Source organism: Pantoea sp. B566, from assembly GCF_024793925.1.
Classification (GTDB): Bacteria; Pseudomonadota; Gammaproteobacteria; order Enterobacterales; family Enterobacteriaceae; genus Pantoea; species Pantoea ananatis.
The window spans coordinates 1,048,816-1,062,077 of sequence record NZ_JANUQL010000003.1; the positions used below are offsets into that span (position 1 = coordinate 1,048,816).

General features: G+C 53.5%; 8 protein-coding genes. 4 read left to right on the forward strand and 4 right to left on the reverse strand.

The genetic code is table 11. The annotated features are described in order from the left end of the window. Positions 1-181: 181 nt before the first annotated feature. Positions 182-1,615: an undecaprenyl-phosphate galactose phosphotransferase WbaP gene (wbaP, locus tag NYE92_RS06635; RefSeq protein WP_013026385.1), complete on the reverse strand. Its 1,434-nt coding sequence runs from the start codon at positions 1,613-1,615 to the stop codon at positions 182-184. A 777-nt stretch (positions 1,616-2,392) separates the two neighbouring features. Here wbaP and NYE92_RS06640 point away from each other — a divergent pair. Continuing rightward, the gene (locus NYE92_RS06640) at positions 2,393-3,970 is read left to right on the forward strand and encodes a TerC family protein (RefSeq protein ID WP_014605448.1); all 1,578 of its coding nucleotides are present in this window, start codon (positions 2,393-2,395) and stop codon (positions 3,968-3,970) included. On the opposite strand, the gene asmA is transcribed toward NYE92_RS06640, so the two are convergent. The 3 genes from asmA to udk form a co-directional block, all read right to left on the reverse strand. Next, a complete protein-coding gene (asmA, locus tag NYE92_RS06645; RefSeq protein ID WP_259018767.1) occupies positions 3,967-5,790 on the reverse strand; it encodes an outer membrane assembly protein AsmA in 1,824 nt (607 codons plus the stop codon). The two genes, NYE92_RS06640 and asmA, sit on opposite strands and share 4 nt — an antisense overlap. 14 nt (positions 5,791-5,804) lie before the next feature. Beyond that, entirely contained in the window at positions 5,805-6,386 is a 582-nt protein-coding gene (dcd, locus tag NYE92_RS06650) for a dCTP deaminase (RefSeq protein WP_013026388.1), read from the reverse strand. An 84-nt stretch (positions 6,387-6,470) separates the two neighbouring features. Further along, positions 6,471-7,112, reverse strand: coding sequence for a uridine kinase (udk, locus tag NYE92_RS06655; protein ID WP_013026389.1), 642 nt, complete (start codon positions 7,110-7,112; stop codon positions 6,471-6,473). A gap of 280 nt (positions 7,113-7,392) precedes the next feature. Here udk and NYE92_RS06660 point away from each other — a divergent pair, with 280 nt between their 5' ends. The 3 genes from NYE92_RS06660 to yegD all read left to right on the forward strand — a co-directional run bounded on the left by NYE92_RS06660 (position 7,393) and on the right by yegD (position 12,938). Beyond that, positions 7,393-8,007: a phosphatase PAP2 family protein gene (locus NYE92_RS06660; RefSeq protein ID WP_013026390.1), complete on the forward strand. Its 615-nt coding sequence runs from the start codon at positions 7,393-7,395 to the stop codon at positions 8,005-8,007. 163 nt (positions 8,008-8,170) lie between these two features. Next, positions 8,171-11,509: a diguanylate cyclase gene (locus tag NYE92_RS06665; RefSeq protein ID WP_259018768.1), complete on the forward strand. Its 3,339-nt coding sequence runs from the start codon at positions 8,171-8,173 to the stop codon at positions 11,507-11,509. A 76-nt stretch (positions 11,510-11,585) separates the two neighbouring features. Then, on the forward strand, positions 11,586-12,938 hold the full coding sequence (gene yegD / locus NYE92_RS06670) for a molecular chaperone (RefSeq protein ID WP_029568990.1): 1,353 nt from the start codon (positions 11,586-11,588) through the stop codon (positions 12,936-12,938). The last annotated feature ends 324 nt before the right edge of the window (positions 12,939-13,262 follow it).

Below are 13,262 nucleotides of genomic sequence, written 5' to 3' on the forward strand. Positions count from 1 at the left end.
AACATGTCGTTCATTATTCTTAGCTCCTGTCTTGTACCCATCACGCGCTTTACCCGGAACGGAATAAAGCAAAGCAGAACATTTCGGTTTATCAATGCCGTACCGCTTTTTTTTAGAGAAATCTGCCCGCCGGAACCTGAAGTGGCACTTCGGCGCGCGGCTGACAGAGGCTCTTTTGCGGCTAGTAAGCACCATCACGTTTCAAAACCACACCCACGGTTTTGAACAAAATTGCAATGTCGTTCCACAGCGACCAGTTTTTTACATACCATGAGTCGAAGTAGACGCGCGTTTCATAATCCACATCGTTACGGCCGCTCACCTGCCACAATCCGGTCATACCCGGTTTTGCCATCAGGTAGTAATCGACATCGCCCGCATAACGCGCCAGTTCGTCTTCAATAACCGGGCGCGGCCCGACCAGGCTCATGTCGCCGCGTACGACGTTCCACAACTGCGGCAGCTCATCAAGGCTGGTTTTACGAATAAAGTGACCGACTTTAGTAATACGGGGATCGTTTTTGAGTTTAAAATCTTTATCCCATTCAGCACGGGCAACTGGATCGGTTCGCAAGACTTCCTCAAGCACTTCTTTCGAGTTGATCACCATTGAACGGAACTTAAGGCATTTAAATTTACGCCCGTTCAGGCCGACGCGTTCGTGACCATAAATAGGCGGCCCGCCATCACGTCCCACCAGGAATCCCAGCACCAGCAGCGCCGGTAACAGCATCAAAATGATGGAGAGTGCCCCGAAGATATCGAACGTGCGCTTCAGGAAGCGTGAGGTACGTTTGGCCAGGTTATTCTGAACACGCAGGATCATGACTTCATGGCTGAAGATATAAGCCATGTCAGTGCCGTACAGCGGCACCCCACGTAAGGTAGGAATCACTGAAACAGAGCGGCAGTTATGCATCGCCAGCGATTTCAGCCACATGTCACGATACTGACTTTGCTCAAACTCAACCGCCACAATGAACTGGGTTTCACTGTTAGTGAGCCTCCACAGCGCCTGCTCGTCGCGCAGCACCGGAATACCCGAAATCAGCTCTTGCGGGCAGGATCCGTCCACGTCATAGAAGGCAATAACCTCAAAGCCCATAACCTCTTCGCTTTGCAGAGCCTCCCACGCTTCCTGGGCATTTTTATTGCTGCCAATAATGATGGTCTGCTTCTTCCACAGGCCGTATTTATTCAGCAGGCGTTTGGACAGTGCGCGGCACACCGGCATTGCCACCAGGGCGATAAGCCACGTTAACAGCCAGACAAAGCGCGACATCTGCCATTGAGACAGGGCCGTGATCGACAGTTCAATGACGGAAAAAATGAGAATGGTACGAAAAATTTCTTTTAATTCGAACCAAAACGGTTTGCGGTAGGTGTAATGGCGCAGTCTGACCCAAAACCAGCCCACGCAAATTACTGACAGACAGATGTGTGTAGCAACTTTTAAATTAAATTCCCGATCAGACATATCCGATAACAGTGAAGGAGATGTCATATTAATTAGCATCATCGCGATAAATAATGCCGCGTTGAAACATATTAAATCAGAACAAGCCAATAATAATTTGGTGATAAGACTTTTAAACGTAAATTCATTATCGCGCATATTTAACTCTTTATTTTATTTCCTTAACCCACCACACCAGACGCTTAAGTAACCAGCATTGTCTCTTAAGCCCGAGCGTTTCTGAGGGGAGCTCCTGCGGCATTTACGCCATTGTCATTGACTATGAAACCAATAATACCGTGCACAATACCAACAGATTACTCTGACTTTATCAGCAATGTGCTGATTAAATATCAAACCGAAGCGGTGACGCAGACACGCTACCGCCCTTGGCTGTCGCTGCCAATACCGCCCTGATAACCTCTGTTTCTCCCTGCGCCGCGCGCGATTGCGAACAAAGCGTCCTTGTGCAGAATGCGTTGACATTCTGCTGCGTACCGAGGCGGTTGATTGCGCAAATTACAGATTCGGGCGCAGGCGTTGTCTAACTCGTTGCTATACTAGTTATTACTGGCATGTTTACAAGTAGACCCCGCCATCCCCGGACTATTTTAGGAAAAAGACTACCAGTAATAAGTATTGAAGCCGCTCATTTTCAGCTTTCAGGTAGGAAAAAATCAGATTTATTCCATGTTCGCACCAGGAATAATCGCATAAGAAATTCCTCTGAATGAGAAATACGGTGACATTAATCTGCAACCTTTATGCGCTACCTTCACCGCCGCATTAATCAATCTGCTGAAGAATTATCCTGTAATTAATGTATGGGCTATTCAATTAAATCGTAAAGACCCTGTAAGCTCGATATTTGTCCCAAGGCCATCTCTCCACTATCATCAGACAAAGCTTATTTTTAGACATTCAGGTGAATAAAGCATGCTGGAGGTATTGGCCGATCCCTCGCTATGGGCAGGATTAGTAACGCTAATCGTTCTTGAACTGGTACTGGGTATCGATAACCTGGTCTTTATCGCTATTCTGGTCGAGAAGCTGCCGGCAGCCGCACGCGACCGCGCGCGGGTGATTGGCCTGCTGATGGCGCTGGTGTGCCGACTGCTGCTGTTAGCCTCCCTGTCCTGGTTGGTCACGCTGACGCAGCCATTGATTACGCTGGCTAATCACGCTTTCAGCGCGCGCGACCTGCTGCTGCTGTTTGGCGGACTGTTTTTGCTGTTCAAAGCGACAACCGAATTGAACGAACGGCTCGAAGGCCAGGACGAGGAGAACGCTCAACAAAAAGGCGGCGCTAAATTCTGGCCTGTCGTGGCGCAGATCGTGGTGCTGGACGCAATTTTTTCGCTGGATGCGGTGATTACTGCCGTCGGTATGGTAAACGACCTGCCGGTCATGATGGTGGCGGTTACCGTGGCGATTTTATTGATGCTGCTCGCCAGTAAACCCCTTACCCGTTTCGTCAACAGTCACCCGACCATCGTTATTCTGTGCCTGAGCTTTTTACTGATGATTGGCTTTAGTCTGGTGGCTGAAGGCTTTGGCTTTGTTATTCCTAAAGGCTATCTCTATGCGGCGATCGGTTTCTCCGTGCTAATCGAAGCCCTGAACCAGCTGGCACAGTTTAACCGGCGCAAGGTGCTGTCGGCGGGTCGTCCGTTACGCCAGCGCACTGCCGAAGCGGTATTACGTCTGTTACGCGGCGAAGCCGAACAGGCGGAACTGGATGCAAAAACCTCGTCAATGATTGCCGATGGAGAGGCTGTCGCGCTGTTTAATCGCCAGGAGCGCGTGATGATCGCCAGAGTGATGGGGCTTGGGCAGCGTCATGTCAACACCATCATGACGACGCGTCACGATGTTCAGCACATTGATTTAAGCGACGATCCGGCGGAGATCATGGCTAACCTTGATCGTAATCAGCATACGCGCATCGTTATTACGGACAACAGCAAAGAGCCGCTCGGCATTGTGCATGTTAACGATCTGCTCCATCAGTCACTGCATCACCACTCCCTTGATTTACGCAGCCTGATTCGTCAGCCCCTGGTGTTCCACGAGCACATCACCTTGTTACAAGCGCTGGAGCTGTTTCGTCAGGGTCACACACATTTTGCATTTGTGGTCGATGAGTTTGGTTCGGTAGAGGGCGTGGTCACGTTGAGCGACTTAATGGAAACCATTGCGGGAAATCTGCCAAATGAAGCAGGCGAAACCGATGCCCGCTATGATATCCAGCCTAATGGGTCGGGTGGCTGGATTGCCAATGGCCAAATGCCGCTGGAGGATCTGGCGATGTACGTGACGTTACCGCTGGATGAGAAGCGTAATTATCATACGCTGGCCGGATTAGTGATGGATCGCCTGCAGAATATTCCCCAGGAAGGTGAAGAGATCCTCCTGGGGGATTACCGCTTACGTACTCTGCAGGTTGAACAGCACCGGGTTCAGAAGGTTGAAATTCTGCCGCAGCCTGACATGCAACAGCATGCCGCGCCTTAAGGGCGCGCCGAGTCTGGCTGCGTGGCGTTATTTCCTTTTAATTGCTGACGATTAAGCCACTGATTCAGGCGCGATTTCGCCTCATTCTGCAGCTTCTCGCGCAGCATATCGTCAACCGGCAGCGTATATTGCGGATTCTCCCAGCTGCCGTAAAGACGAAACGGGATCACCTGATCGGATAAGGCCGCAACCAGTTTTTCATCCCCGTGCCAGCCGCTCAGCGTCAGGCCCAATGTAACGTCTAACTGCTGCTGCACCATGTTGACGCTCCCATCGCCACGTAACGTCAGCTGCTTGCTTTCGCCGCTGAGATGGTTAAAGGACAGGAGGCCGTTCTTCAGCGCAAGCTGACCGCTGATGTGATCGATTCCCTGTCCCAATACCTGATCGTCGCTGCTGACGCGATCGCTCACGCGCGCCACCGCGCGACGGACCATCTGCTGTAAGTCAATTTGCGCCAGTTTCAGATGGCTCACACGGACATCCGCCTTGCCCTGCCAGCTCTGTTTCGCGTCCTCAAGGGTGAGGTTATCACCGGCCAACTCGCCGTTAAGATCAAGAGTTCCCTGCAGCGACTGAGGCAGGGCCAACGCCTTCAGTAATGGCTGAAGATCAACCTGACTCAACACGGGTTTGAAACTGACGTGCGTAACGGGCTGACGAATATCAATGCTGCCGGGAACGGAGAAACGCCCCTGCCCCACCGTTCCTGACAAGGTATTAAATGTCATCAGTCCCTGTTGGTTGACCGCATCCACAGCCAGTTTTGAGAGCGTAAGACCTCGCCAGACCGCGCTGTCCGCCTGCAGTTTTATGTCCAGATCGATATCGTTGAGCGGCGAGTCCGCATTGGTGGGTTCGCGCTGGTCTGCAATCACTGGCGCAGGGGCAATCTGGCTGCTTTGTCCACTTACCTGCTGAGTTAACGAAGAGATAAAAAGCAGGTTATCCATATCCAGTGAGGTCGCATGAAGATCCAGTGACAGCTTTTGCTGAGCCGTAAGATCGCCCTGCGCGCTGCCGCTGAGAACACTGTCGTTGGCGTTAAGCTTAAGATCGGACAGGGCAACGGTATTTCTGTCGCCATTCCAGTTTCCCTGGAAGCTCAGCGTACCTTTAATGCCCTGCGGTGGCAGGCTGGCCCCGGACAACGCGTAATCCAGTTGTTCGAGCTGACCACTGAGCTGATGGGGATACTGCGATTTATCAAATTGCCCCTTCAGATTGATCATCGCCGTGCGCTGGTTGCGCGTCAGGCTGGTGCTGAGACTGACTGTTGCCAGGCTCGACTGATCCTGCTCCATATTCAGGTTGAGATTACGGAAGGTGAACGCATCGCCGCCGGGCTGTTGCCAGATAAACAGGCTGTCCATGAGCTGGAGTTTGCCGATATCGAAAGACCATCGGTCTGAAGACGCAGGCTCGCTGTTGTGCGGACCGCGCGGGGCATTTTGCGGTACCTGCGCCGTGCTGTCTGGCGTGACCCGCACCACCGCGTTTTTCAGCATCACCTGGCTCACGCTCAGCTGATGTGATAGCAAGGGCAGAAGATTCACATCCAGCCGCATATTGTCTGCAGAGACCACGGGCTGAGCTGCACCGGGCGCGGTCAGGCTCATGCGCCCGGCCAGAATGCTGAGTTTAGGCCAGACGTGCCAACGCAAATCGCCATTGATAGTGAGTTGATAACCGCTGCGCTGTTCGACCTGTTGCACCATATAGCTGCGAAAGTCGTTGGGGTTGACCAGCATAACCAGGGCTGTTAATCCCGCTACGACCACCACCAGTAAGATGGCCAGCGTGGTTATCACTCTTCTCATCACATCCTCATGAATTAATCTTTGTCGATACGACTGGCATCAGCACCCTGCTGGCCACGATATTTAGCATTTTCACGGCGATTATAAGGACGCGCGGCAGGTCCCGAAAGCGGTTCAAAGCTGAGCGCACCAATCAGCATTCCCGGGCGCAGTGCCAGAGGCAGTTTGCCAGAATTATAGAACTCCAGCACGATACGGCCCTGCCAGCCCGGATCGATACGATGCGCGGTCACGTGGACCATCAGGCCCAGGCGGGCAAGCGAGGAGCGCCCGTCCAGCCAGCCAACCAGATCGTCGGGAATGGTCACAGATTCCAGCGTTACCGCCAGGGCCAGCTCGCCGGGATGCAGAAAGAATGCCTCGCCCTCGGGGAGAACGATCTCATCACTCATCACGCGATCCAGGGCCGCGCTCACTTCGTGCTTCGGCCCGCTCAGATCAATAAACGCGGCGGTATGTCCGCTGAATGTCCGGAACTGATTGCCTAAACGTACGTCGACCGTTGCACCGTTGATCCGTTCCACCGGTGGCCGTGGCGTGATCGCCAGTTTCCCGCTATCCAGCCAGGCTTCAATATCGCGGTCGCATAATCTCATTACGGTAACTCCATGAAGTAAGTGTAGCGAACAGGCGGCATCTGTGCTTTTAACCTGCTCGCGTCACGTCCTTTGAGACGTAAACTACTCGAAGAACTGGTTAATTTTGGCTTTAAGAATATCAATAGCAATACGGTTTTTACCACCGCGCGGCACAATGATATCTGCGTACTGTTTAGAGGGTTCAATGAACTGCAAAAACATGGGGCGGACCGTTTTCTGATACTGACTCATGACGGAATCCATTGAACGCCCCCGTTCATTGACATCACGTTTCATACGTCGCATCAGGCAAATGTCGAGCGGCGTGTCCACGAAGATGGAGAAGTTCAGTTCCTGGCGCAGACGCGCATCGGTTAACAGGAGAATGCCTTCAAGAATAATGACTTTTTTAGGCTTAATTTGCAGCGTTTCCTGAGTACGCGTGTGCTCAACATAGCTGTAAACGGGCAACTCAATGTCCTGCCCTGCCTTTACCGCACGTAAGTGCTGCAATAACAAATCATGATCCATCGCGCTGGGATGGTCATAATTGGTTTTAACCCTCTCTTCCATGGTGAGGTGACTTTGATCTTTGTAATAGGCATCTTCAGGGATAACGCCGATGTGCTCATCGCCGACCTGGTCGCGAATTTCACGATAGAGCGTACTGGCGATTAAACTTTTACCGGATGCAGATGCACCTGCAATGCCAACGATCACGCACTGATGGGACTTGTCAGTCATACTTTTAAAAACCTGATACTGGAGCCAGAAACTGTACGCAAACTGCGCACCCAGTTAATGGGGCTGAACGGAGAGGGTGAGTTGGCGCTCAGTATAGGGATTTCGGCCTTTTGATGCCAGAGAAATGGCACCGCCCCCCTTTTCAGACTTTCCCCTTTTAACCTGAATGGTTTCACCGATAAACTAGCCGCTTCACACAGAACAACGCCGCACAGCACCTGTCGGGCTCGGTATGGCCGATGAATAAGGGCATTTTGCCCAAGAAGAAGAAAGGAAGATTATGCTCTGGAAGACCCTCACCTATTTTGGTGACAGCATGTTATTGATTCCCACGGCGGTGATTATTGCCCTGATTTTACCGTGGAAAAGCGATAACCGTCGCGCCCTGTGGTACTGGCTTCTGGCCTTTGGCCTGGCCGGGCTGGTGGTCAGCGTGTCAAAAATACTGTTTCTTGGCTTTGGTATTGGCAGCGCACGCTTTAACTTCACGGGATTTAGCGGCCACAGCGCGATGTCAGCAACCCTGTGGCCGGTTATGCTTTGGTTAATTTCAGGGCGCTGCTCAAGCCTGTGGCGCGGCCTGGCGATTGGCGTGGGCTATGTGATTCCCTTAATGGTTGGCGTTTCGCGCCTGGTTATCCATGCGCATTCCGTCAGCGAGGTCATTACCGGTCTGCTGCTGGGCTTTACGCTGAGTACCGCGTTTTTACTTTCCCAGCGCGAGACGGCACTTAAAGGGTTCAGCTTGCCGCAAATCGCCGCTGCGCTGCTGGTGCCGGTTCTGCTGCTGGGTCACGGTCGGATTGCCACCACACAACAGTTCCTGGCGCAGTTTTCTGCCCGTCTGGCTGGCATGGAAAAACCTTACACCCGGGCCGATCTTTTCCGGGAATAATGCACATGGTGGCTCGTGCTTCCGCGAGCCATTCAATCCAACGAATAACGCAATTTAATGATTTCCCCCCTGTTTTTTCTATCAAATGTGCTAGCATTCTTCGAATGACAATGGCGATGCAGCGCATGCCATTGCACTATTTTGCCCTCTGCTGGATCGATTAATGATCGTTGAGACACTGGCCTCGTCAGATAAATCACCTAAAAAGTGGCTAAACGCCTGCTGGCTTGGCCTGGCTTCCTTCGTCCTGACGCTATTTTGCCTTGAGCTGATTGTGGTTAGCGGTAAAATTTCACCGCTCTGGTTCTCGACGGCACTGATGACCATCGTGGTGTTTCGCAGCACGTCTCGCCAGCTCCCCCTGTTACTCATCGCCTGCCTTATCGGTACGGCACTGGCGAATGCCTTCATTATCGGTCCCGCCCTCTCTAATTTAAAATTTGCCCTACTTAATCTGCTGCAGGCCATACTGGGCGGGCTGTTATTGCGCGCGTTGCTTGACCGTGAGGCGCCGCTGGTTTCGCTCAATGACTGGATCCGCTTAGTTATCGCTACCGGCCTGATTTCGCCCCTGATTGGCGGCTTACTCGCGCTGTGGATACTGCAGGTTGGAGAGCAGGCCTCATTTGCCTTCTTTTACACCTGGGTCATTTCGGAAATTATCGGCATGTTAGCGCTCGGGCCGGTTTTACTGTTGCTGACCTGGCCGCTGTCGCAGAATGGCCTGAAACGCGCGTCTCTGGTGGAGACGCTCATCACGCTGGCCCTGACGCTTACCGCCAGCTACCTGTCACTGCGGTTTTTACCCTGGCCTTTTACTTTTATTTTAGTAGTGCTGTTCTGGTGTGCCGTGCGGTTGCCGAAGGTGGAAGCCTTTGTGCTGTTTTTTGTTAACGCCAGCTTTATGGCACTGCTGCTGTCACTGGGCTGGATTAACGTCACGCCAACGGCCGCCAGCACCTATGCGGTGATAAGCAGCTGGCTTCCGTTTTTGATGGTCTTAATTCCTTGTCATATCATGGCATTAGTGATGGATGCCTTTCGGCATGAGAAGCGCCATATCAGTGAGAGCGAAACCCGTTTCCGTCATGCCATGGAGTATTCCGCGATTGGCATGGCGCTGGTTTCTGCTGAAGGCCGATGGCTTCAGGTTAATAAATCCCTGTGTGACACGCTGGGCTATCCGGAACATGAACTGACTCAACTGACGTTCCAGCAAATCACTCATCCGGATGATCTTTACGACGTCCAGGGCCGACTGGAAAAGCTGCTGCAGGGCGAGATTTACTCTTATACGCTGGAAAAACGTTATTTCCGCAAAGACGGCGAAATCGTCTGGGTACGGCTAACGCTTTCCCTGGTGCGCGATCAGGCGCAGCAACCACTCTATTTTATCGCGCAGATTATTGATATTTCTGAGCTGAAACAGAGTGAGCAGGTGAACAAACGCCTGATGGAACGCATTACCCTTGCGAATGAGGCGGGCGGCATCGGCGTATGGGAATGGAATCTGACCAGCGGCGAAGTTCTGTGGGATAAACGCATGTATGCGCTGTTTGGCATGAAGCCCCATGAACTGCCCAGCTACGATCTGTGGGTCACGCTGGTTCATCCCGACGATCGCGAACGTTGTGTGCTCACCATTCAGGGTGCCATTGAGAAAAGCAGTTCCTTCCAGATGGAGTACCGGGTGGTACGGGAGGACGGTCAGCACTGGATCCGTTCTCAGGCAAACCGCCTGCTCAGTAAAGAAGGCCGTATCGAACGCATTTTGGGTATCTCTCAGGACATCACCTCATTACGGAACCTGAATGAGGCGCTGTTTCAGGAAAAAGAGCGCATGATGATCACGCTCGACTCGATCGGAGAGGCCGTTATCAGTACCGATCAGGACATGTGCGTGACCTTTATGAACCCGGTCGCGGAAAAAATGACAGGCTGGTCACAAGAGGCGGCGGCGGGCAAACCGGTAAACGAACTGCTGCATATCACGCACGGTCGTCATGGCCCTGAAGTCGATAATCTGCTGCTGTGCCATGTGCCGTCTGAAAAAACCGCGCCCTATCTCTCTGAGGAGTGGGTGCTGCACACGCTCAATGGCGAGCATATTGATATTCATTACAGTATAACGCCGCTGAAATCTGAATCAGGTACCGAGCGTGGAGCGGTGATGGTGATACAGGACGTCAGTGAGTCACGTAAAGTGATGAAGCGTCTGAGCTACAGCGCACTGCACGATACGCTAACCCGGTTACCTAATCGTGCCAGCTTTGAACTGCAGCTTAAGCGGTTACTGTCCGACGCCGTCGAGCATCAGAATCAGCACGTTCTGGTCTTTATCGATCTGGATAAATTTAAGGCGGTGAACGACAGCGCAGGCCACGCAGCCGGGGACGCCCTGTTGAGCGAACTGTCGGATTTAATGCGCCATCGCCTGCGCGGGAGCGATTTCCTGGCCCGCCTGGGCGGGGATGAATTTGCCGTGTTGATGCCCGAATGTTCGTTGGATCAGGCTCGCGACGTGGTGCAGGACATCGTTCGCGCGGTCGGTGACTACTGTTTTGAATGGCTGGGGCGCGCCTATCAGGTCGGTGCCAGCGCAGGCATAACCCAAATCAACGCGCAGAACTGTCAGAGTAGCGATGTGCTGTCTCAGGCAGATATTGCCTGTTACAACGCCAAGCGGAGTGGGCGGGGTCGGTATAAGGTGTATGAGCAGCATGCGCTGGCGCTCATGGGAAGCCATCACTCCGTGGATCTCGCGACCCTGGATGCCTTACAAGTGGACATGCAGGTATGGGCCGTTGCGCCGCCTGGCAAGCCGCATTCCGCCAGCGTCTGGCTGGTTGAGGTTCAGCTATTTTCGCCAGAAGGGTTACTCATTGATGAGCATCTGCTACGTAATAACCTGACTGACGATATGCTGAAACGCCGGCTTGAAGACAATATTGTTAATGCCTTCTTCCGCCAGCAGATTGCAACGATGAGCCAAAAAGGTATCGCACTGATTTTGCCTCTCGATGTGCACGCACTGTACGATCCGGCTTTCGTTGACAATCTCTGCCTGCGCTTCGCCGAATCCGGTCTTGCCCGCAGCCATAGCGGGATTGCGCTTAACGCCTCCAGCGTGCTTTCCAGCGGCGATGGCCTGATCGGTGCATTGATGAAACTGCGCCAGGCGGGCTGCCGCATCGTGTTGCAGCATTTCGGCCGCAATCTGGATGCCTTTAACCAGTTGACCGGTAAAGTGGTGGACTGCCTGATCCTGTCCCCGGAACTGGTGGCTAACCTGCACAACAATTTGATGGATGAGATGCTAATCTCCATTATTCAGAGCCAGACCAGCCAGCGTGATATCACCCTGCTTGCCGGCCCGGTGTCCGTTCCCGCGGTGCTCACCACGCTGATCAGCCTTGAAGTGGACGGCGTTTGGGGCAGTGCCGTTGCGGAACGCCAGCCAATGAGCAGACTTGCGGAAGCCCCCCTTTTCGCTATTCGCTAATTCTGCCGCTCACCGCTTGCCACGACCGATCAGCTGCGCTAAAGTCGCCCCCTTTTTTCCGGCCTGGGGGCGAAAAATGTTCATTGGATTTGATTACGGTACGGCTAACTGCTCAATTGCAGTCAGTGAAAAAGGCGCGCCGCGTTTGTTAGCGCTGGAGAATGGCCAACGCCTGCTGCCGTCCATGATTTGCTCCCCAACGCGTGAAGCGGTGACGGAATGGCTTTACCGCCATCATCAGGTTGCAACACCGGAACAGGAAAGCACCGCGCTGCTGCAGCGGGCGCTGCGCTACAATCGTGAAGAAGATATTGATGTCTTACCCGATAGCGTGCAGTTTGGCCTGACCGCACTTCAGCATTACATGGTCGATCCAGAAGATGTCTGGTTTGTTAAATCCCCCAAATCCTTTCTGGGCGCAACCGGCCTGAAACCGCAGCAGATTGCCTTTTTTGAGGATCTGGTGTGCGCCATGATGCTGCACATTCGCCAGCAGGGTGAAGCGCAGACCCAGCAGCCTATCGACCAGGCGGTCATCGGCCGTCCGGTCAACTTTCAGGGATTAGGCAGCGAAGACGCGAATCAACAGGCACAGGGCATTCTGCTTCGCGCGGCCAAACGCGCCGGCTTTCGGGATGTTGAATTTCAGTTCGAGCCGGTCGCGGCGGGCCTGGATTTTGAAGCGACACTGGAAAAAGAGACCCGCGTACTGGTTGTCGATATTGGCGGGGGCACCACCGACTGCTCAATGCTGCTGATGGGCCCGCAATGGCGCAACCTGTCAGACCGGCGTGAAAGCCTGCTGGGTCACAGCGGCTGCCGCGTTGGCGGTAACGATTTAGATATTATGCTGGCGTTTAAAGCCCTGATGCCCCTGCTCGGCGCGGGCGGCAACACCCAAAAAGGCACCGCCCTGCCTGCCCTGCCCTGGTGGAATGCGGTGGCGGTGAACGACGTGCCGGCACAAAGCGATTTCTACAGCGCCGCCTGCGGCAAGCTGCTGCGTGATTTAGTGCGCGATGCAGAAAATCCTGCCGCCGTGGCTCACCTGCTTAAAGTCTGGCAACAGAAGCTGAGTTATCGCCTGGTCCGTACGGCGGAAGAGAGCAAGATCGCGCTGTCTGAGCGCCCTGCGTTTGCGGCGTCACTGGATTTTGTTACCTCCGGCTTACAGGCCGAGATCAGCGTCGCGACCCTGCAGGAGGCGATCGGCCAGCCGCTGGAGAAGATTCTGGAGCAGGTTCATCTGGCGCTGGCGACCAGCCATATCAAACCCGAGGTGATTTATCTCACCGGCGGCAGTGCCCGTTCCCCACTTTTGCGCGCGGCGCTCCAGCAGGCCCTGCCAGACACACCGATAGCGGGAGGAGACGACTTTGCCTCAGTGACCGCTGGCCTGGCGCGCTGGGCAGAGGTTATGTTTGCCTGACCTACCGGCACAGGCGGAACCGTCCTGTGCCAGCCATGCCTTTTGCCCGCCTCCCTGCGGGCAAAAGGCAGGCGGATGCCCCCGCGCATCACTATCGCCTGGCGAACATTGCCTCTCTGACGTTTACCCGTGTTGCCCTTCATCAAATTTCAACGTGTTATTTCCTGACAACAGCGGCTCATCACCCGTTATCCTGTGGCAAACTTTATGAAACGCATTCTGTTGACGGACGGCAATTAAACGGCCACGTCTGTTCAGAAAAAGAACATAATTACGCTGTGCTGACAGATATCCTTAATTCCTTCAAATTTTTACCGTCAGGGA

Coding starts and splice junctions, on each gene's coding strand:
- yegD (WP_029568990.1), top strand. CDS start 11,586: ATGTTCATTGGATTTGATTACGGTACGGCTAACTGCTCAATTGCAGTC.
- asmA (WP_259018767.1), bottom strand. CDS start 5,790: ATGAGAAGAGTGATAACCACGCTGGCCATCTTACTGGTGGTGGTCGTA.
- NYE92_RS06640 (WP_014605448.1), top strand. CDS start 2,393: ATGCTGGAGGTATTGGCCGATCCCTCGCTATGGGCAGGATTAGTAACG.
- wbaP (WP_013026385.1), bottom strand. CDS start 1,615: ATGCGCGATAATGAATTTACGTTTAAAAGTCTTATCACCAAATTATTA.
- udk (WP_013026389.1), bottom strand. CDS start 7,112: ATGACTGACAAGTCCCATCAGTGCGTGATCGTTGGCATTGCAGGTGCA.
- NYE92_RS06665 (WP_259018768.1), top strand. CDS start 8,171: ATGATCGTTGAGACACTGGCCTCGTCAGATAAATCACCTAAAAAGTGG.
- dcd (WP_013026388.1), bottom strand. CDS start 6,386: ATGAGATTATGCGACCGCGATATTGAAGCCTGGCTGGATAGCGGGAAA.
- NYE92_RS06660 (WP_013026390.1), top strand. CDS start 7,393: ATGCTCTGGAAGACCCTCACCTATTTTGGTGACAGCATGTTATTGATT.